Genomic DNA, 19516 nt, shown 5'->3' with positions numbered 1-19516 from the left:
ATCACCTCTTTTGGTCAAAGTACTTTAGGATTTCTAAAGACAACGCAACCCTTGGCTCAAAACTATTCAGAAATGCATATTCTTCTTCCGAATGAAATCTCCCACCTGTTATACCAAGTCCATCGATTGTTGGGACGTTGAATTCGTAGAAAAATGCACTGTCCGCACCGCCGCTTGAATGCTGTAGCTCAAATCTTCTACCAATTTTTTCAAAGGCTTTTTCAAGGGCAGTCCTCATTTGTGGGTGAAAACCCATCGCCGGCCTTCGCTCTTGAAAAGAAAATTCACAAACAGTACCTTCTATTGAAGTGTCTGAACATATTTCTGAGATACTTTTTCTGCAATTCTCGAGATCGTTTTTTGTGGAAAATCTCACATCGAAGTATACGTTGCACAAATCTGGCGTGATATTCGATTTTTCACCTGAATTGATTATCGTGGGGTTTAGCGTCAAATCTCCAAAGGCACCGTTTAGAGAATATATCTTATCTACTTTTCGACATGCTTCCACCAAAGCATTTGCACCTTCGTGGAGTCTTGAGGCATGACCTTTCTTTCCTTTCACAGTCAGATTCATCGAAACGATACCTTTTCTACTCGCAACAATTTCACCATTCACGCCACCGGGTTCAAATGAAAGACAACACACACTCTTGTTTGCATATTTGTAAAAAGTTTCTCTACTTACTTTTGAACCAAGTTCTTCATCAACATTGAGTATCACACAAAGGTTGTTGATTGAATTTTTCCTGGCGGCTTCTACAGTTGCAAGCAGGGTGATTATTCCACCTTTCATATCTGAAACGCCAGGTCCATAGATTAAATTTTCTTTTATTTGAAATGGTCTTGTCTTAGACTCTCCTTCTTTAAAAACAGTGTCCAGATGTCCTATCAGAGTCAAATATGGTTCTTCTCCAGAAAGTGCAACATGTGCTGCCTCTTCTTGATGTACTTCAAAACCATATGTATTTAATATTTCGGCTACAAAAAATGTCCTTTCTAACTTTGTTGAAAGACTGATATCAAAGCCAGTATCGGTGTTGACGAGTTTCTCATACAATCTCAACCATTTTTCTTCCATGGCATTCCCTCACAATCCAAGCTCTTCAAGCACGAAAATGATTTTTATCCTTTTTGGTAAGTTGCGTGAATCGTATACGACGTGAAAATATCTACAGATTCTTTGTGGTGAATCGCAGTCTTGGCAAATTCCTGTAGTTGCACATGGAGTTGAAAGAGAAAGTCTTTTCGCATTCATAGGTGCTATGTATCTAATCCTTTCTCTCGCTGCTTCGAGATTCTCCACGATCTTATTTGCACTCACAATCAAAATGACATTCTTTGGCCCATAAGTCACCGAAGCTACTCTGTTGCCAAAGCCATCCATAAAGGCAAGTTCACCATTCATTGTAATCGCATTTGCACTACAAAGATAGTAATCACTGTTGAAAGCTTCGAGTTCTGTTTTTCTTCTGTCGCTGGAAGTGTAACGATCTAAAAATTTGTACCTTCCACTTCTCAATAAGTCCAGTATCCCAGAGTCACTCAACGTAAGAGACCCACCCGAGCTCACGACTGATCCCTCTGGTATCAGTTTTTCCACCAATTCCTTTGCCTGCTGGACATTCTCAACAATATATACCTCGAATTGCTTTTTTTCGAGAATTGGCTTAACTTTCTCGCACAAGGATTTGTACTTAAATTTGTAAAGCTCTTCTCTCATTGGTATCACTCCTCTAATTTTATTATCTCATAGGAGTAAAATTTGAGTGACGAACAACTATTGTTAACTTTAGACCAAATTCGGCGGTTTTATGGCAGATTTTGCCAAAAAAATTCATTTTTGATGGAAGAGAGATTTTATTCATTGGATTTCTTTATACAAACTATTGTATCTCTATCAAAAAACTATTGTATAAGTATACAAATTTTTGTATAATGAAGGAGGGTTGAAATTATGAAAAAGATTCATCCAATTTTAAAGGCGTTCATACCAGTTACCAAAGGACTTGCACAAATGTTAGGTCCCGACTATGAAATCGTCCTTCATGATATAACAGATCCCGAACGTTCCGTCATAGCAATTGAGAATGGTCATGTTACAGGAAGAAAGGTTGGGGCGCCTCTAACAGATCTTGGACTGTACATACTCAGATCAGAGAAATTCAGAGAAGTCGATATCGTGCCAAATTATATGACTACAACTTCAGATGGTAGGATTTTGCGTTCAACAACTATATTTATACGCGATGAAAATGAGAGAATCATAGGTTTCTTATGTATCAACTTTGACACAACTAAGGTTTCTATGTTCAAGCAAGTGATTGATCAACATCTGTCTTTTCAAAAATTGGAAGATCTCGCCGGAGCAAATCATGAAAAATTCGCAAGCAGAGTGGAAGAACTTTTAAACGAAGCAATTCAAGAGGTCAAATCTTTGACAGGAAAACCTTTGAGATATGCAACCAAAGAAGAAAAAATAAATGTTCTGAAAAAACTCGATGAAAAAGGTTTCTTTTTACTAAAAGGTGCAGTTGATCTGCTTGCAAGAGAAATGGGAAACTCTAAATTCACCATTTATGCATATCTTCGCGAGGCAAGAAATAAATCTGACGCCAATATTGTGTAAAGGAGGAATGACTGTGAAAACAATCAGTACAGATCAAGCGCCAAAGGCGATAGGTCCATATTCTCAAGGAATTGAAGCTAATGGATTTATTTTTGTCTCTGGGCAGATTCCACTCGATCCGGCAACTGGTGAACTGGTGAATGGCGACATTAAAAAACAAACCGCAAGAGTTTTTGAAAATATCAGAGCGATTCTCAAAGCAAGTGGTTGTGATCTCAAAAATGTGGTGAAAGCCACGGTTTTCGTGACAGATTTATCCAACTTTGCGGCAGTCAATGAGATATACAGCCAATATTTTGGCGAACACAAACCAGCGAGATCTTTTGTTCAGGTTGCGGGTTTACCAAAAGGTGCACAAGTTGAAATTGAAGTTATAGCTGCCAAGGAGTGAGTATCAATGATAGATCCTTATGCATCTGGAATGGTTAAAAACGATCCATATGCTAAAAAGACAACTGTTGTAGGAAGGATTGTAGCGGTACTTCGCGGAAAGATGGAAAACAGGAATTTATCTTTGATATCTCCGTGGTCGAGAGCTTTGAAAAATGGTGAAATACACGAATTGATTCTAACAGATGAAAAAGATGCCGCTCCTGGAAAAAATGTGAACAAAATAGCTTATCTTGCTTTTGTGGAGATCATAAACCCTGGTGTGATTGTTTTTAAAGACAAGGTGAAACTCTCTAATGGAAAATGCATTGGTACATTGGCAGGTTTTGATGAGACTCACATGCCAAATCATCAGAATATCGTTATCTTCACAGAACAACTTATATCTGGCGAAGAAATGAATTTGAGTCTAAATGATTTGATCTATTTTACGAGAGACTGAAAGGGAGGGATTTTGTATGTTTAAGAACAAGTATCATCTTTACAGGCATCTGAAGCAATCAATGCCAAAGATCTTTGAAGAAGCCAAAAAGGCGGCGGACGAAATAGGTATACCTCAGGAATGGCGCGGTAAGTTTGGGCTAACTGGTGCAATATCTGGTTGTCATGGGTTGATAACGAAAGAAGTAGATGAGGCCATCAGCAAGGTTGCAAGAGAAGTGATCCCAAACAAAGTTTTTGCAGATGAAATCAGAGATATTGTCAAAGATTACTATGGAGATGATTATGATGCATTGCTTGTGAGTACATGTGAAGCAGCACTGTGGTTAAGTTTTGATGTTCTTGTTTCACCACCATTCACAGGAAGAGGTGACAAGTACAGAAGTAGATACATCATACCATATGAAAGACATCTTCACCACCACGGTGGTTATGGGAGACCTATTCCGCCTCAGTATAAAGACATCTTTGCAGACAGAGGTTGTACCGCCGGGGAACTTGGTTTCTATGGAAAGAGACTTGAAAATGTCGATGTAGTGATCGTCCCAATGGCAGGAGGAAGGTATCCAGTTCACGGCATAAAGTATCACCCTGTTATCTTACTCAGCGGTGTTGATGCACAGGGCACGGCAGATAAAATCAAGGAATACGCCGAAAGATATGCTGATACTTTAGCTGGTTTCTCATCACTTGGATACGACACAGTTGGATACGGATACGGTGAAAAAGACAAAGATGGTACCCCCATACTTCAGAAGAAAATTGGTGAGCTTGCACAGTATTACAATGTTCCATACATCGTTGATAATGCCTGGGGTGTTCCATTTATAGGGACAGATCCAAGAAAGACTGGCGCGTGGGTTATGACTTATAGTATGGATAAAGCGGCAGGAGCACCCACTTGCGGTCTGATAATTGGTCGCGAAGATGTAATGGTTCCTATCAGACGAGCAATGGGGACACACGGTGATCGAAGTGGTACGTGGTCTTCATATGGTAAAGCGGCTTACGTGACCTTTGACCCAGGTAAAGAATCCCTTGCTGGGGCAATAGCGGCATTGAAGGCATTGAGACAAAAGGCAGATAAGTACAAAGCAGGTATTGACAAGTTATATGAAATAACAGTTGAAGAATTCTCTAAACTTGATAGTAAAATAAAACATATATTCAAGATTTCCAAGAGCTACAATTCTGGAGCCGTCGAAATAAACTATGATGATTGTTGGGAAAAAGGTGTACCATTCCCAATTTTCTCGATTGAGGATATGTATGCGGGAACAAATATATTGCAATCTGGTACAGATGTGATGGGAATAATACAGACAGTTGCATATGATGCGAATATATTTGTGTCTCTGGGGCTTGGTACAACCGATGAAAATGGTGATGTAATAGAAGAAAAAGCAAGACTTGCCGTAAGGGGTCTTGTGAGATTGATTGAAATCGTTGCGAAATACTCAGGATTGATTTGATAGAGGGGGAGTTCGGGTGCTCAAAGGTTATGATTGCATCGTCATTGGTGGGGGAATAATAGGCCTTTCTTGTGCATATCATCTTGCAAAATCAAACAAAAGTGTACTTGTACTCGAGCGGGATGATATAGGCAGTGGTACTTCTGGCGCATGTGATCACATGATACTCTTGCAATCTAAGGCACCCGGACTCCCTTTGAAACTTGCCATGTCAAGTCTTGAGATATATCGGGAGTGGCAAAGTGAGTTAGAAGAAGATATCGAGTTTGCAACACGTGGCGGTATGATTTTAATCGATAAACCTGAGCACATACCTGTTATGGAAGATTTCGTCAAAAGACAAAGGTCTATAGGTTTAAATGTAGAAATACTGGATAAGAAACAGATCAAAAAGAAGCAGCCTTGGATAAATGACAACGTGATAGCATCGACATACTCACCGGATGATTCTCAGGTTAATCCATTCCGTGTTTTATTTGCACTTTTAAAAAAATCAGCCAAACTTGGTGTTGAACTCATAAGAAATGCGGAAGTTGTTGAGATTAGAAAAAACTCTTATTTCTGGGAGGTGAGAACTTCTTCAAACCAATCTTATAACTCACACATTGTAGTGAATGCCGCCGGAGTCTGGTCTGGGAAAGTGGCATCTCTTGTGGGATTTAACTTGCCAATACGCCCCAAACGGGGACAGATTGTCGTGACAGAACCCATCGAGGAAATTGGTGAAACAGATGCCTGGGATGCAAACTACATCATTTCAAAACATCTGTCTCATTTTGATCGTGACGAGATTTCAAAAAGACTCGGCCTTGGTTTTGCAATGTCGAGGACTCACAGTGGTAATTACCTCATAGGTAGTACGAGAGAATATGTCGGGTTTAACAAAAGTACAACATACGAAGCCTTGCAAGCCATAATAAGAAGAGCCGTTGAATTGTTTCCCATATTCAGTAAAGTGCGCATTATAAGATCATTTGCTGGTTTAAGACCCGCTTGTGAAGATGGCAAATATATCATAGGAGAAGATCCTTCTAACTCAGGTTTCTTCATTGCAACAGGGCATGAAGGAGATGGAATAGCGCTTGCACCAATAACGGGAAAGTTGGTTTCAGACTTGATTTGCGGTAGAAAACCAGTGTTTGAAATCGATGAAATCAGTCCATCTCGCTTTTATTCTCAGATAACTTCAGGAATCGTTAACAAGTAGAAAATTACTTTGAATTTGGCATCCTAAGGGAGGGATTTCAAGTGAAAAGGGCTAATTTCATTCTGATTCTTGCTTTAAGTATCCTTGTAAGTACAATTGGAATTGCTCAAGAATTGAAACCAGTGACTTTGACGTGGGTTGCTGGTGGTGTTGGTGGTGGATGGTATGCACAGGCAGGAGCAATAGCTGCTCTCATAAATCAGAAAGAACCTAAAATATCGATAAAGGTTGTCCCTGGTGGAGGAGTTGTCAACCCTGTACAGGTGTCGTCCGGTGATGCAGATCTTGGATGGGGGATCACTTTTGTTGATAAGATGGCACTTTTGGGTGTCCCACCACTGTACGAGAAACCAAATCCCAAGGTGAGATCACTGGGTGGTTATTTTGGTTATTATCATATCCACTTTATTGCGAGCGCTGACAAGGGTATATCTACTGTAAAAGAATTGGCAGACATGATAAAAGCTGGTAAACCGGTCAGAATAGCAGTTCCAATGAAAGGGACTTCAGATCTACCAATAATAGAACGCATACTTGGATACTACGGTGTGACTTTAGATAGTATAAAGAAAGCAGGTGGAGAATATTTCCATGCAACTTATGCGGATATGACAAGTTTGTACAAGGACCGTCATGTGGATTTTGTGACTACACACCTTTCACTTCCAGGATCAGCCGTAACAGAGATGTTCATCTCCAGAAAATCTGTATTACTTTCTATTTCGGATGATTGTATCGATGCAATGAGTAGAGAATTAGGAACAGTTCCACGTTCTTCGGGCCTTTGTGTTATTCCAGCTGGTACATACCAAGGTCAGGATAATGCTGTCCCCACTGTTGTTACAGCTGGTGAGTTGTTAATCAACGCAGATGTACCCGAGATAGTTGCCTATACCATTACGAAAATATTATGTGAGAATTTACAAGAATTGTGGAACGTTCATCCTGCCAACAAAACTTTTGTACCAGAGAACGGTGCTAAGAATATCGCAGTACCATTGCATCCTGGTGCAGAGAGGTATTACAGAGAAGCTGGATATTTGAAATGATGGGAAAGTTGGTGCACGGATGAGAGAACTCAGAGGTTGGCAGAGATGGGTTGTGGGTGTGTGGCTTGTTGCCACCGCCCTATTTCATTTGTATACCGCAACAGTGGGAATATTACAGCCACGATTACAAAGAGGAGCACATTTGCTTTTATTACTTCCCATGGCATTTCTTCTTTACCCCGCAACGAAAAAATCACCGAAAGATAGGTTCACTGTTCTTGATATCACTTTAGCGATTTTGTCAACGATACCTTCATTGTATCTAATGATATACAACAATTCTCTGAATATGAGATTTGAGCGTGTAGATCCACTGACAACCACTCAAATAATTCTTGGGATTATTATCATAATTTTGCTTTTGGAAGCTATAAGACGCGCCGTTGTTCCTGCAATGACAATTTTATTGATAGCAATGATGGCCTACGTGTATATTGCCCCTTATTTGCCTGGAATTTTTTACAACAAACCAATGAAACTTGGTAGGTTTGTAGAGATGTTTTACTTGATAACAGATAGCGGTATCTATGGAAGCATCACAGGAATATCTGCAACTGTAGTTGCGATGTTTGTAATCTTTGGTGCCTTTTTGGAATCAACGGGTGTTGGTAATTATTTGACAATGGTAGCGGCACGTATAGCCGGAAAGGGTCCTGGTGGTCCTGCAAAGATTGCGGTTGTAGGAAGTGGATTGTTTGGTTCAATAAGTGGTATAGCGGCGAGTAACGTTTATGCTACTGGAAGTTTTACTATCCCCATGATGAAAAAGATGGGTTATAAACCTGAATTTGCTGGTGCAGTTGAAGCTGTTGCATCCACGGGTGGAATATTCATGCCGCCTGTGATGGGTGCTGCGGCATTTATAATGTCAGAATTGACTAATATTCCTTATGTAAAAATTTGTTTGGCGGCTTTACTTGGTGCTATCTTCTATTATATTGCCTTAGGTATTACTGTACATCTTGTTGCACTTAGAGATGGACTAAAGGGTCTGCCAAAAGAAGAATTGCCATCATGGAAAAAGATTCTCAAAGAAAGTTATCTGCTTGCTCCAGCTGTTGGTTTGGTTTATTTTCTGGTTAAAGGTTATTCTCCATTCATGGCAGCTTATTACTCAATCTGGATTTCAATAGCAATCAGCTTTTTTAAGAAAGAAACAATGATGACACCAAAAAGAATAATCTCGGCATTAGAGACCAGTGGGAAAAATATGATCATTGTTGCTCTTGCCTGTGCTGGCGCGGGTATTGTTGTAAGTGTGCTAACTTACACCGGCCTTGGATTGGGATTGGCTTCTGTTATAACGAGTTTAGCAGGAGGTAAGCTTTTACTTGCATTGATTCTGGTAATGGTAACATGTTTGATATTGGGAATGGGACTACCAACGACACCAGCCTATATCATTGCGGTGACAATAGCTGCGCCTGCCTTATTAAAAATGGGTGTGGATGTTTTAAAAGCCCATCTATTTGCTCTGTATTTTGCAAAATTATCTGAAGTAACCCCGCCTGTATGTGTTGCATCTTACTGTGGTGCATCTATAGCCAAAGCCGATCCTATGAAGGTTGGTTACGAAAGTTGGAAACTTGGTCTGACGGGATATTTGGTTGGTTATATCTTTGTTTACAACGATGCGCTTTTGATGAGAGGTTCAGTTTGGCAGATTTTGACGATTGTCATCCTTATGTCTTTGATTAGTTACCTATTGGCAGTGGGAGTTGCGGGATATTTCAGAAAAAAATTGAACATTTATGAAAGATTTATCGTGTTTTTCGTGCTTGCTTTGGCGGTTTGGGCCACAGCGACGCCAAAATTTCCAAAAGAGATTCTGGCAATAGTTGTTTTTATAGTCGCGGTTGTGTATATGTCCTTGACTAAATTCTTGATCAAGAAAAGAGAAGCATGATGATAGGAGGTCTCAGGTGTCAGTTGTTAAAGGCGGAAAAAACATTTATGGTTTTAAACTTGGTGTGATAATGCTTGAGACACATTTTCCCAGATTACCTGGCGATATAGGTAATGCTTTGACCTGGGACTTCCCCGTTCTTTACGAAGTAATAAAAGGTGCCAACCCCCAGAATATTATCGAAAATAATCCAGAGCCGTTTTTAGGCAGATTCATTGAAGCGGCTAAAGAACTTGAGAACAGTGGAGTCAAAGTTATAGCAACTTCCTGTGGCTTCTTATCGCTTTTTCAAGATGAAATTGCATCAGTTTTGAAAGTACCATTTGTCAGTTCGGCTTTGATTTTGATACCAATTGTAAGCAAGATGATCGGATCAACACGAAAAGTTGGAGTGATAACAGCAAATAGTAAAGCTCTGAGTGAAAAACACTTTAAAGCTGTGGGTGCTTTAGAAAAAAATATTGTCAAAGTTGGGATCGAAGATACAGATTTTGGGAAAGCTTTGTTGTATGACTCATGGGAGATCGACGTGAATTTGGCTCGAAAAGAAATGATAAACAAAGCCAAAATTCTGGCATCTGATCCTTCTGTCGGTGCAATTGTTTTGGAGTGTACCAATATGCCACCATTCGCAGAAGATGTGAGATTGGAGACAGGTTTACCTGTTTTTGATGTTGTGAGTTTAATAAAATTCGTTAGCGCAACCATTAATTTCAATGGTTTTGATATCTTGAGGTGATAACGATGAGGCTAATCCGGCAGCATCCAATTCTGGAATATCGACACGGAAGAAAGGTTAAATTCACGTTCGATGGCCAGGAAATGGAAGGTTTCGAAGGAGAACCCATAGCGGCTGCTTTGCATGCGAACGGTATAAGAATTCTGAGCTATACCGAGAAATACAACAGGCCTAGAGGCTTCTTTTGTGCAATAGGTAAGTGTTCTTCATGTTTTGTAATAGTTGATGGTGTTCCAAATATTCGTTCATGTATTACTCCTCTAAAAGAAGGAATGGTCATAAAAACTCAACGTGGCAAAGGGACTTTCCAGCAGGAGGTGCAAGATCATGAAGACTGAAGTTTTAGTCATAGGAGGTGGTCCAGCGGGTCTCTGCGCAGCAATAGAGGCTGCCTCATATGGGTGCAAGGTTACCTTAGTTGACGAATCACTGACTTTGGGTGGACAACTTGTAAAACAAACACATAAATTTTTCGGTTCAAGCAACGAATTTGCAGGTACTCGCGGAATAGAGATAGCAAAACTCTTGACACAGCAACTGATGAGTAAGGATAATATAGAGTTTTTCTTGAATACAACGGCGGTGGGTTACTATACAGATGAAAAGATCATAACCTGCATGACAGGGGAACAAGAATTTTTCGTAATAAATCCCGAAAAGGTAGTGGTTGCGACTGGTGCCTTGGAAAAACTCATACCATTTCCCGGTAATGATCTACCTGGGATTTATGGCGCTGGAGCTGTTCAAACATTGATGAATGTTTACGGGGTAGTGCCAGGTAATCGCGTTTTAATGATTGGCGCAGGTAACATTGGATTAATAGTCAGCTATCAACTTCTACAGGCCGGTGTTGAAGTGGCTGGTATCGTGGAATTCGCACCAAGAGTTGGTGGATATTGGGTACACGCTGCAAAAATCCGCCGCTTGGGAATACCCATATATTTGCGTCACACAATAAAAAGGGCATTGGGAACATCGTGGGTCGAAGGGGCAATAATTCAGGCAGTAGACCAAAAGGGTGAATGGTGTGGTGAGGAAAAGAGAATAGACTGTGATGTTATATGCTTGGCGGTTGGTTTGAGTCCTACTTGTGAATTGTTATGGCAGGCAGGTTGTGAAATGAATTATGTTCCTGAACTCTCTGGATATGTCCCAAAGAGAGATGAAACAATGCGTACAACACACCCTGACATCTGGGTCGCTGGTGATGCATCTGGGATAGAGGAAGCATCAAGTGCGATGATTGAAGGAAAGATTGCGGGCCTTTCCGTGGCTTATTCACTTGGGAAAATCAACGAGTCTGTCTTTAATCAAAAATTAGTTGAATATTGGAATGAGCTTAATCTTTTGCGTGGAGGTGAGATCGCTTCCAAGATTAGAGATGGTGTAAAAAAAGTATTGTTGCACAAATTGGATAATCCACCAATAAATATTCAGTATTGTGCAGAAACCAAAGTACAGTCACAAACAATATATAATGAAGAATTCTGTAGCGGAATTTTACCAGAAGATATGATTGAATCTGTTCTACCCCCACTTGAACTATGGGACAGAAAAAAAGGCGGACTTGCAATAATCGAGTGTCCACAACCAATACCATGTGATCCGTGCCATACAAATTGTCCAACTGGGGCTATCTTACCATTCGAAAATATAAATGATCTACCACAGATTGATTATTCAAAATGTTCCGGATGTGCGCTTTGTGTTGCGTCTTGTCCCGGGTTGGCGTGTTTTGTGGTTGATTTAACACATATCGAAGAGAATAAGGCAATCATGAAATTACCTTATGAAATGCTTCCGAAACCCAACATAAATGAAGAAGTTCAATGCCTTGACAGGAAAGGTGAAGTAGTGGCAATTGGGAAAGTCATTCGTGTTCAAGAACCAAAAAAAGATAAGACACTTGTTGTCCATGTAGTTGTACCAAGAGATTTGGTAATGCAAATCAGGTCAATCAGGGTGATCAACCATGGATGAAGAGGTCATCGTTTGTAGATGTGAGGAAATAACTCTGAAAGAGATTAGAGAAGCTATAAGATCTGGACATACAACTATCAGTGAGTTAAAAAGATTGCTCAGGGTGGGTATGGGTCCGTGTCAAGGACGTGGGTGTAGAGAGATCATTTTGCGTGAGATATCGCAAATTACTAAAGTATCTATTGATAAACTCAATCCAGGTAGATTTAGACCACCCGTTAAACCCATCCCAATGGGGCTTTTAAGTGAAAGTGATGCAAAAAGAAAGGGGTGATTGAATGCGTGCTCCGAAGATAGTTGTCGTTGGAGGAGGTTGGGGTGGATGTGCTGCAGCCGCATCTGCCCGCAAGGCTGGTGCCGAAGTAATATTGCTCGAGAGAACAGATATGCTTTTGGGAACAGGACTGGTTGGAGGAATCTTCAGAAACAATGGTAGATTCACAGCGGCTGAAGAGATGCTTGAGATGGGTGCAGATATTTTCTCTGTTATGGACAATTGTGTAACTCATACAAACGTTGAGTTTCCAGGGCACAAACATGCCAGTTTGTACAACGTCTATAAAATCGAACCTGCAGTCAAGGAATATCTGAAAGAGCTCGGTGTACAAATTCTCACAAAAGCCAGAGTTATCGATGTGGCAAAGGAAGGTGAAAAAGTTTCTTGTGTTGTTGTTGAAGGACTTGAACCAATTAAAGCAGATGCCTTTGTTGATGCAACAGGGACCTCAGCGGTACCTGCAAATTGCACTAAATATGGTAATGGTTGTGCGATGTGTATACTCAGATGCCACAGCTTTGGACCAAGAATCAGCATAACCACCAAAGTTGGTGTTGAAGAATGGATCGGGAAGAAACCAGATAACAGTAGTATAGGAGCAATGAGCGGCTCTTGCAAGTTGTGTAAGGATTCAGTTGCTCCAGAGATTGTTAGAGAACTTGAAGAAAAAGGTTCCGCACTTGTTCCAGTGCCACTCGAAGTACGTGAGGAAGAAAAACTTCTGAGCATGAAGGCATGCCAGCAGTATGCACTTGAAGAGTTCATTGAAAATTTGGTATTGCTTGACACAGGTCCTGTTAAATTGATGACTCCTTTCTTCCCTCTTGAGAGACTTAGAAAAGTTCCTGGTATGGAGAGAGCAAGGTATGAAGATCCAATAGCTGGTGGCAAAGGTAACTCAATGAGATATTTTGGTTTTGCCAATTGCACACCAGAGCTCCAAGCAATTGGTCCTGTGGATAATCTGTTCTGTGCCGGTGAAAAGGCCGGTGCAATGGTAGGACACACAGAAGCGATTGTCTCTGGAACATTGGCTGGTCATAATGCAGTCAGACGAGTTTTTGGTGAAAAACTCCTCAGGCTTCCAGATGAACTTGCTGTTGGAGATTTTGTAAATCATGTCATAGCTGAAATGAAGAAAGAAGAAGGGCGTCAATACAAATACACCTTCTCTGGTTCTATTTATTTCAAGAGAATGAGTCAAAAAAATTTATACACAACAAATATCACAGTTATAAAGGAAAGAGTGAAAAAAGTTGGATTGAGGTCGATTTTCAACACCAAACTCGTGTGAGGGGGTGCAGGGGTTATGGCGGTAGAGCTTGGATTGGCTCATTGGTTGTACTTGTTGTTCATGATTGCAGTCGTCGTGACCATGTTTTTGAGAAAAGACACTCCACTGATTTGTATCATCGGAGCTCTGTGTGTTGGTTGGGCAGTGACGGGATCTTTCTTAGGAGCTGTTCAATCGGTCTTTAATGCCATTGTAGTCACAGCAAATGAATTGATGGGTATCGTTGTGGTCATCTCCTTGATGGTTGCTCTTTCTAAGCAAATGGAAAAAAGTGGAGCCGCAGCTGTGTTAATAAGGACTCTTGGTAGACCTATTAAAGGACCAAATTCGGCATTCTGGTTTGTTGGTATCATCACGGCAGTTCTTGCTCTCTTTATATGGCCAACACCGGCAGTTGCTTTGATAGGAAGTTTGTTGGTGCCTGTTGCAGTCAGTGCTGGTCTGTCTCCTGTAGGAGCTGGAGTGGCAATAGCCATGTTCGCCTATGGAATATCTTTGACCACAGATTTTGTTATTCAAGGTGCACCAACACTTACAGCTAAGGCAGCAGGATTGTCTGTTGGAACGGTTATGAGTTCAATGGTTCCTTTGATCATTGTCTGGGCTGTAATTGCCATTCCTCTCACTTACTACTTCACGATGAAGGCAAACAAAGGATACGATCCCAAAAAGGATATAGAAATCTTTGGAGAAAGCGTTGTAAAAAGTAAGAGTGTGGAACACAGTAGTTTTGCGAAAACTGAAGCTGTTGTAGTAACATTGGCTTTCTTATTGGATATAGTGCTTATGCTTGTCTTGAAACTTCGTGGTGGAGATGCTACAGCACTACTTGGTGGTACCGCCGCGCTGTTATTGCTGGTATTCACTCTGATGCAATATAAATCAGAAGGTCTTGAACTTGGTGTTGACTTTCTCAGAGAAGGGTTCATGTTTGGTGTAAAGATCTTTGCTCCAGTTTTTGTTATTGCTGCCTTGTTCTATATGGGTGGTGGTCCCGCTACTCAGATATTTGGAAGTGCAGGTAAACCCCTACTTTTTGATTTGAGCAATGCGCTTGCTGCGAAAGTTCCTCTAAACAGATTTGCAGTTGCACCAATGCAGGCTATAATTGGTGCGATAACTGGTCTTGATGGCTCAGGGTTCTCCGGATTACCGCTGATGGGTACTCTTGCAGGTGGTTTGGGGACGGCAGCTAATGTGAAATCGTCTGTTCTTGCAGCCCTTGGACAACTCACAGCAGTCAATACTGGTGGAGGGACCATAGTTCCATGGGCTTTGATCGCAGTAGCAGCCGTTTGTAAGACCAAACCAGAAGAGATTGCGAGAAAGAATTTTATACCTGTTATTCTTGGTTTTATCGGGGCAACGATAGTGGCAATGATACTCATGTAATACAGGGGGGGCTTCGGCCCCCCTTTACAAGGTGGACAAATCTACCTTCGCTTTTTTAGAAGGGAGAATCAATCAATGAACAAAGCGAAAGTTGTAATCGTTGGCATGGGTAATGTTGGACATGCTGTTTTTGACTGTGTTTCTCAAAGTGAAGATATGGAATTAGTTGGCATAGTGGAGATTCCAGAGAGAATTAAATCACTCAGAGAAGAATTTAGGAAAATACCAGTGACTGATAATGTTGAAGACTTAACCAAGCCCGATGTGGCTATCTTAGCGATTGATAGTAGAGCTGTACCAAGTGTTGCATCTCAGTATTTAAAAAGAGGTATAAACACTGTTGATGCCTACGATATCCATGGTGCAGAAGGCGCTTTGAGACTAAAGAAGGATCTTGATAGTATTGCAAAGGAGAGTGGTTCTGTCTCGATCATATCTGCTGGCTGGGATCCAGGTTCTGATTCAATCATAAGAGTAGTTTTTGAGATGATAGCACCAAAAGGTATTACCTGGACAAATTTCGGACCTGGTATGAGTATGGGACATACCGTGGCTGTGAAACGTATTGAAGGTGTCAAAGATGCGATTTCTATTACTTGCCCAAAGGGTATGGGAATGCATTCAAGGCTTGTTTATGTTCAATTAGAAGAAGGATATGATTTTGCAGATGTTGCAAAGAAGATAGCGGAAGATCCTTATTTTTCACATGACGAGCTTCATATAAATCAAGTAGATGACGTAAGTAAATTGGTGGATATGGGGCACTGTGTAAAGATAGAACGTAAAGGAACTTCGGGCAAGGTGTGCAATCAAAGGATGGAATTTCACATGTGGGTGAACAATCCCGCAGCGACTGCACAGGTGATGGTTGGGGCGGCAAGAGCTACTTTGAAACAAAAGCCTGGATGTTATACATTACTCGAAATACCTGTTATTGATTTTCTTTGTGGTGAAAAAGATGATTTACTTTGCAGGTTATTGTAATTTTAGATATTGGAGGTTGAAGAGTTTTGATGAAGATAGAATTTGTGAAAATGAATGGAGCTGGTAATGATTTCATAGTTATAGACAATAGAAAAGGTGTTCTAAAGAATCTGGAGATTTCCACATTTGTGAGACTGGTTTGTCGCAGGAGAAAATCTATAGGCGCAGATGGTTTGATGATTCTCGAAGATTCCGATAAAGTAGATTTTAAAATGAGGTATTTCAATTCAGACGGTAGTGAAGGTGAAATGTGTGGTAATGGCGCTCGATGCATAGCAAAATTTGCATATCTTTTGGGTGTTGCAAAAGAAAAAATGAAGTTTGAAACCATTTCAGGTATACACGAGGCTTTAATAGTTGGGGAAAATGTGCGAGTGATTTTTCCGGATTTGAGCGTAGATGTATTCAAATTGAATCAAAAAAATGATTTTGGTTTTGGCGAAATTGAATATCATTTTGCAATCGTGGGTGTTCCACATGCAGTTATTTATAGAGAAGATGTTGAATCCATGAATGACGACTTGTTAAGGGATCTTGGGAGAAAAGTCAGGTACAATTTGAATGTTTTCCCCAAAGGAACAAATGTGAATTTTGTGAAGATCTCAGATAAGAATGAAATAATCGTAAGAACTTATGAACGTGGTGTCGAGGATGAAACATTCGCTTGTGGAACTGGCTCGATTGCTTCTTGTGTGATATCTCATCTTCTTTCGAAAGTTTATCCACCGGTTTTGGTTAAAGCAAGAGGGGGAAAGTTAAAAGTTGGATTTGAAAAGGTTTCATCTTTTCTGAAGAATGTTTATTTAGAGGGTGATGCAAAATTTGTAGCGCAGGGATATATTTTAGAAGATGCATTGAAGGAGTGAGGTGATTGAATGATTGAGAAACATATTATAGATGCTGTGGATGTTGAAACAACATTGCTCGCAGAATCTGAGCAAAAGGCAAGGGATCTTGGTATTCAGATGATGAAGTCATTCGGCTTTAAGGATGTCGATGTGGTATTCATCGAACACAATGGTTTTGCTGCGAGGATTAGATTGAGAGCGTATGTGTACAGACCTGGTGATAGATATGGTTGGGCAGATGGGGGCGATGAAAAATGAAGATAGTCCTTGTACCGTTAGATCCTGTTCATGATGTTGCTGTGAAAATGCTAAACAGAGAATTTTCCCAAAGAGGTCATCATACTATTTTGTTGCCACCAGATATGAAGATGGAGGAAATAATCGAGATATGTCAAAAAGAAGTGCCAGATTACATAATGGTTAGTAGAACACTCGGTTACAACGCTGCGGAACTTTTGGGAAGGTTCATAGATCTTGTCGATGCAGCTGGATTGAGAAAAAAGTGCAAAGTTGTTGTAGGTGGAAAGGCAATAACCAAAGAATTGGCAGCAGAGCTTGGTTATGATGCTGGTTTTGGAGAAAAAACACGTTGGGAAGAAGTGGTTGCTTATGTCGAAGGTAAAGAATTATCAACAGAAGGAGAGAGAATAAAGAAAATCAAAAAAGATATTACACAAGGATATACTTATCAGATCAAAGATAGTGCATTCATCGATCTTCTTGAGATGATAACTGATCAGATAATTCAATGGGCGTCTGAAAGAACAAGCCCAGGAGTCGAAAGAGCCAAGATCAGAGAAAGAATTCTAAGGGGTGAAAATCTCTGGGATGATTATATAAAGCTGTGTGATGATCTTGTCAGATCTTATTATAGAGAAAAGATCACTCCAAAACATGTGAGGTTAATAACACAAGAAGAAATTGATAAGCTCAACGAATTGATTAAAAAAACTTCTTATGCACCAAAGATACTTCGTCATACTACTGAAAAACCTATGGTCTTTGTGCAGTATGGTACAGGATGTCCATTCATGGATGCAATGCATATAAAAATCAGTGAAGCATGGGGCGCAGACGGAGTTTTACATTTTGATCCATCTTGGGGTGCAAGATGTGAAGGATTACTTGAAGGATTATTGGCGCACGAAGAGGACGGTTCAATAATAACTCTTGAAAATCTCAAACTTATAAAATCTGCCTTGAGTGATTCAACATTATGGTGTGTCAGAGCACATAGAGGTGTGAATACTCCTGAAACAGTTCTACTCGCACATGAAGCTGGAGCTGATCTGACAAAGATCAACATGGTCTATGGTTCACTCAATGGCGGGACAGATCCAGAGAGATTGACTGTAGATGGATTTTATTCTATAAAACTCGCCGCGATGTTCAACATGCCCTTTGATTTGCCGACGAACGAAGAACTCGGGGGGGTTCCTGCACCAAAGGCATTTGCAGGAATGGTTGTCGTGGCATATCTTGGTGTAAAGCTCGGTGCGAAGCCTATCTTAAAACCGCTGTTCTGTTATTCGCCCGATGCCATTATAAATAAGTACATGGAAGATAATTATGTGGATTATAACGTTGGTAAGATATTGGCTTTGAGAGATATCATCGATGCTCCAATATGGCCTGGGGAACCAATTGGTTTTATGACTCATACAGAAGATAGGGTACAATCGGCTATGACAACAGCCCTTCACGCAGCCCTTGGAAAGTCGCTCGAGCTCGACGCGATAACTGTATCTTCAACGGACGAAGCATATGCACGAGGTGCCATAACGACTTCTGCCAGAATAGATAGTTTAAGAGCCATCGCCGATGCATTCAGGTTTTTCGGAAAGACAAGGATAGAGCCAACGAAACAAGCTCTTGAATACGCGAAAATGATAAAAGAAGGTATCTACAATACCTTAAAAAAGGTTGCCGAACGCGGTGATTTTGTGGCTTCATTGTACGAAGGTTTCTTTGGAACTAAAGAAGAAGGAGCAAACCCAGGCAGAGCAGGCAGGGGAACGGTGAAAAAATGTTGACCATTGGAATTCTTGGAACGGCCAAAAACACTGGTAAAACAACGGCATTGAACGCCGTTCTCAAGTGTTTGAACAATAAAAATTTAGCGATAACGAGTATTGGTTTTGATGGTGAAGATCTTGATCATGTTACGGGATTACCCAAGCCCAAGGTCATCGTTGATGAGGGGACTTTGGTGATAACAAGTGAAGAGGCGGCACGTCATTCGACAGCAAAGATGGAATTACTTGAGAGATTGTCCCTTAAAACTCCAATGGGAAGTATATCCGTGTACAGAGTAAAAGAACTTGGGACAGTTGTGCTTGTTGGTCCTAATTCGAGCGACGATCTTTTTAGTGTTTTGAAAAAACTTCAATCTTATGAATTAGATTTTTTGGTGGTTGATGGAGCTATAAACAGAATGGTGCCTTTTCAATATGTGGATTATGTAATTATAGCAACTGGAGCTGCAAGAACTATAAATTTAAATGAACTTGTCGCTGAAGCAAGGTTAATGGTCAAGGCCTTTCTATTACCAAAGGCAGATGACAAAAACAGGGTATCGCTACCAGGCTTTGTCAGTGTTGAAAAACTGCAGTCGAATTCAGATAAATCTTTGTTGGTGGAATCACCAATACATTTAATTCTCGCAGACAATTATAAGAAATTGGAAGAATTGTTAGAAAAGATGGATATTGCTGTAAAAAGAAAACCTGAATTGCTGTGTGTGACAATCAATCCATGTTATCCAGAAAGGCGAGTTGAAGGATATCAGCTTTCGAAAATAGATATATCAGAGGTGGTAACAAAACTAAAAGAGGAACTTGATGTTGTTTGTATAGATGTGAACAAGGAAGAAAATATTTTATGTGATTTTCTTGCAAAACTATGAATC

20 protein-coding genes are annotated in these 19516 nt (G+C 40.5%); 18 read left to right on the top strand and 2 right to left on the bottom strand.

Annotation, left to right across the window (positions count from 1 at the left end; genetic code table 11):
• Nucleotide 1 precedes the first annotated feature (1 nt).
• Together TSP02S_RS10290 and TSP02S_RS10285 are read right to left on the bottom strand one after the other, a co-directional pair.
• Nucleotides 2-1081 carry a M20/M25/M40 family metallo-hydrolase gene (locus TSP02S_RS10290; RefSeq protein ID WP_041083834.1) on the bottom strand — a complete coding sequence of 360 codons (1080 nt, stop codon included), beginning with the start codon at nucleotides 1079-1081 and terminating at the stop codon, nucleotides 2-4.
• 9 nt (nucleotides 1082-1090) lie between these two features.
• The gene (locus TSP02S_RS10285; RefSeq protein ID WP_144380769.1) at nucleotides 1091-1723 is read right to left on the bottom strand and encodes a lactate utilization protein; all 633 of its coding nucleotides are present in this window, start codon (nucleotides 1721-1723) and stop codon (nucleotides 1091-1093) included.
• A gap of 234 nt (nucleotides 1724-1957) precedes the next feature.
• Between TSP02S_RS10285 and TSP02S_RS10280 the strand changes: the two genes are divergently transcribed.
• From TSP02S_RS10280 to TSP02S_RS10195, 18 genes are all read left to right on the top strand, one after another.
• Entirely contained in the window at nucleotides 1958-2629 is a 672-nt protein-coding gene (locus TSP02S_RS10280; RefSeq protein WP_041083832.1) for a helix-turn-helix transcriptional regulator, read from the top strand.
• 7 nt (nucleotides 2630-2636) lie between these two features.
• Nucleotides 2637-3020: a RidA family protein gene (locus TSP02S_RS10275; RefSeq protein ID WP_041083830.1), complete on the top strand. Its 384-nt coding sequence runs from the start codon at nucleotides 2637-2639 to the stop codon at nucleotides 3018-3020.
• 6 nt (nucleotides 3021-3026) lie between these two features.
• Nucleotides 3027-3461 (top strand): DUF6917 domain-containing protein, encoded by a 435-nt coding sequence (locus tag TSP02S_RS10270; RefSeq protein ID WP_041083828.1) that lies wholly within the window; start codon nucleotides 3027-3029, stop codon nucleotides 3459-3461.
• A 16-nt stretch (nucleotides 3462-3477) separates the two neighbouring features.
• Entirely contained in the window at nucleotides 3478-4932 is a 1455-nt protein-coding gene (locus tag TSP02S_RS10265; protein WP_041083826.1) for a hypothetical protein, read from the top strand.
• Nucleotides 4933-4948: 16 nt separating this feature from the next.
• Nucleotides 4949-6139: an NAD(P)/FAD-dependent oxidoreductase gene (locus TSP02S_RS10260; protein WP_052465444.1), complete on the top strand. Its 1191-nt coding sequence runs from the start codon at nucleotides 4949-4951 to the stop codon at nucleotides 6137-6139.
• Nucleotides 6140-6180: 41 nt separating this feature from the next.
• Nucleotides 6181-7188, top strand: a complete 1008-nt coding sequence (locus TSP02S_RS10255) for a TAXI family TRAP transporter solute-binding subunit (protein ID WP_041083824.1) — start codon at nucleotides 6181-6183, stop codon at nucleotides 7186-7188.
• Between the two features lie 19 nt (nucleotides 7189-7207).
• Nucleotides 7208-9094 carry a TRAP transporter permease gene (locus TSP02S_RS10250; protein WP_041083822.1) on the top strand — a complete coding sequence of 629 codons (1887 nt, stop codon included), beginning with the start codon at nucleotides 7208-7210 and terminating at the stop codon, nucleotides 9092-9094.
• 16 nt (nucleotides 9095-9110) lie between these two features.
• A complete protein-coding gene (locus TSP02S_RS10245) occupies nucleotides 9111-9833 on the top strand; it encodes an aspartate/glutamate racemase family protein (protein ID WP_041083820.1) in 723 nt (240 codons plus the stop codon).
• Nucleotides 9834-9838: 5 nt separating this feature from the next.
• A complete protein-coding gene (locus TSP02S_RS10240) occupies nucleotides 9839-10171 on the top strand; it encodes a (2Fe-2S)-binding protein (protein WP_041083818.1) in 333 nt (110 codons plus the stop codon).
• Nucleotides 10161-11813 carry an FAD-dependent oxidoreductase gene (locus TSP02S_RS10235; RefSeq protein WP_070104629.1) on the top strand — a complete coding sequence of 551 codons (1653 nt, stop codon included), beginning with the start codon at nucleotides 10161-10163 and terminating at the stop codon, nucleotides 11811-11813. The genes TSP02S_RS10240 and TSP02S_RS10235 overlap by 11 nt, the downstream gene beginning before the upstream one ends.
• A complete protein-coding gene (locus tag TSP02S_RS11070; RefSeq protein WP_041083816.1) occupies nucleotides 11806-12087 on the top strand; it encodes a (2Fe-2S)-binding protein in 282 nt (93 codons plus the stop codon). The genes TSP02S_RS10235 and TSP02S_RS11070 overlap by 8 nt, the downstream gene beginning before the upstream one ends.
• 4 nt (nucleotides 12088-12091) lie before the next feature.
• Nucleotides 12092-13384, top strand: a complete 1293-nt coding sequence (locus TSP02S_RS10225) for an FAD-dependent oxidoreductase (protein ID WP_041083814.1) — start codon at nucleotides 12092-12094, stop codon at nucleotides 13382-13384.
• A gap of 15 nt (nucleotides 13385-13399) precedes the next feature.
• Nucleotides 13400-14776 (top strand): transporter permease, encoded by a 1377-nt coding sequence (locus TSP02S_RS10220; protein ID WP_041083812.1) that lies wholly within the window; start codon nucleotides 13400-13402, stop codon nucleotides 14774-14776.
• Nucleotides 14777-14851: 75 nt separating this feature from the next.
• Complete coding sequence (locus TSP02S_RS10215; protein ID WP_041083810.1) at nucleotides 14852-15760, top strand: diaminopimelate dehydrogenase; 909 nt, start codon at nucleotides 14852-14854, stop codon at nucleotides 15758-15760.
• Nucleotides 15761-15789: 29 nt separating this feature from the next.
• Complete coding sequence (gene dapF, locus TSP02S_RS10210; protein WP_041084425.1) at nucleotides 15790-16626, top strand: diaminopimelate epimerase; 837 nt, start codon at nucleotides 15790-15792, stop codon at nucleotides 16624-16626.
• A gap of 9 nt (nucleotides 16627-16635) precedes the next feature.
• Nucleotides 16636-16866 carry a hypothetical protein gene (locus TSP02S_RS10205; RefSeq protein WP_041083808.1) on the top strand — a complete coding sequence of 77 codons (231 nt, stop codon included), beginning with the start codon at nucleotides 16636-16638 and terminating at the stop codon, nucleotides 16864-16866.
• The gene (locus tag TSP02S_RS10200) at nucleotides 16863-18641 is read left to right on the top strand and encodes a cobalamin B12-binding domain-containing protein (protein ID WP_041083805.1); all 1779 of its coding nucleotides are present in this window, start codon (nucleotides 16863-16865) and stop codon (nucleotides 18639-18641) included. Before TSP02S_RS10205 ends, TSP02S_RS10200 begins: the two co-directional genes overlap by 4 nt.
• Entirely contained in the window at nucleotides 18635-19513 is an 879-nt protein-coding gene (locus TSP02S_RS10195; RefSeq protein WP_041083803.1) for a hypothetical protein, read from the top strand. The genes TSP02S_RS10200 and TSP02S_RS10195 overlap by 7 nt, the downstream gene beginning before the upstream one ends.
• The last annotated feature ends 3 nt before the right edge of the window (nucleotides 19514-19516 follow it).

Origin of the sequence: Thermotoga profunda AZM34c06 (assembly GCF_000828675.1) — a bacterium.
GTDB lineage: Bacteria > Thermotogota > Thermotogae > Thermotogales > DSM-5069 > Pseudothermotoga_B > Pseudothermotoga_B profunda.
This window is presented reverse-complemented; position numbering and strand designations above follow the sequence as displayed.

Coding starts and splice junctions, on each gene's coding strand:
- TSP02S_RS10240 (WP_041083818.1), top strand. CDS start 9,839: ATGAGGCTAATCCGGCAGCATCCAATTCTGGAATATCGACACGGAAGA.
- TSP02S_RS11070 (WP_041083816.1), top strand. CDS start 11,806: ATGGATGAAGAGGTCATCGTTTGTAGATGTGAGGAAATAACTCTGAAA.
- TSP02S_RS10220 (WP_041083812.1), top strand. CDS start 13,400: ATGGCGGTAGAGCTTGGATTGGCTCATTGGTTGTACTTGTTGTTCATG.
- TSP02S_RS10275 (WP_041083830.1), top strand. CDS start 2,637: ATGACTGTGAAAACAATCAGTACAGATCAAGCGCCAAAGGCGATAGGT.
- TSP02S_RS10225 (WP_041083814.1), top strand. CDS start 12,092: ATGCGTGCTCCGAAGATAGTTGTCGTTGGAGGAGGTTGGGGTGGATGT.
- TSP02S_RS10205 (WP_041083808.1), top strand. CDS start 16,636: ATGATTGAGAAACATATTATAGATGCTGTGGATGTTGAAACAACATTG.
- TSP02S_RS10215 (WP_041083810.1), top strand. CDS start 14,852: ATGAACAAAGCGAAAGTTGTAATCGTTGGCATGGGTAATGTTGGACAT.
- TSP02S_RS10195 (WP_041083803.1), top strand. CDS start 18,635: ATGTTGACCATTGGAATTCTTGGAACGGCCAAAAACACTGGTAAAACA.
- TSP02S_RS10280 (WP_041083832.1), top strand. CDS start 1,958: ATGAAAAAGATTCATCCAATTTTAAAGGCGTTCATACCAGTTACCAAA.
- TSP02S_RS10270 (WP_041083828.1), top strand. CDS start 3,027: ATGATAGATCCTTATGCATCTGGAATGGTTAAAAACGATCCATATGCT.
- TSP02S_RS10200 (WP_041083805.1), top strand. CDS start 16,863: ATGAAGATAGTCCTTGTACCGTTAGATCCTGTTCATGATGTTGCTGTG.
- TSP02S_RS10285 (WP_144380769.1), bottom strand. CDS start 1,723: ATGAGAGAAGAGCTTTACAAATTTAAGTACAAATCCTTGTGCGAGAAA.
- TSP02S_RS10290 (WP_041083834.1), bottom strand. CDS start 1,081: ATGGAAGAAAAATGGTTGAGATTGTATGAGAAACTCGTCAACACCGAT.
- dapF (WP_041084425.1), top strand. CDS start 15,790: ATGAAGATAGAATTTGTGAAAATGAATGGAGCTGGTAATGATTTCATA.
- TSP02S_RS10250 (WP_041083822.1), top strand. CDS start 7,208: ATGAGAGAACTCAGAGGTTGGCAGAGATGGGTTGTGGGTGTGTGGCTT.
- TSP02S_RS10235 (WP_070104629.1), top strand. CDS start 10,161: ATGAAGACTGAAGTTTTAGTCATAGGAGGTGGTCCAGCGGGTCTCTGC.
- TSP02S_RS10265 (WP_041083826.1), top strand. CDS start 3,478: ATGTTTAAGAACAAGTATCATCTTTACAGGCATCTGAAGCAATCAATG.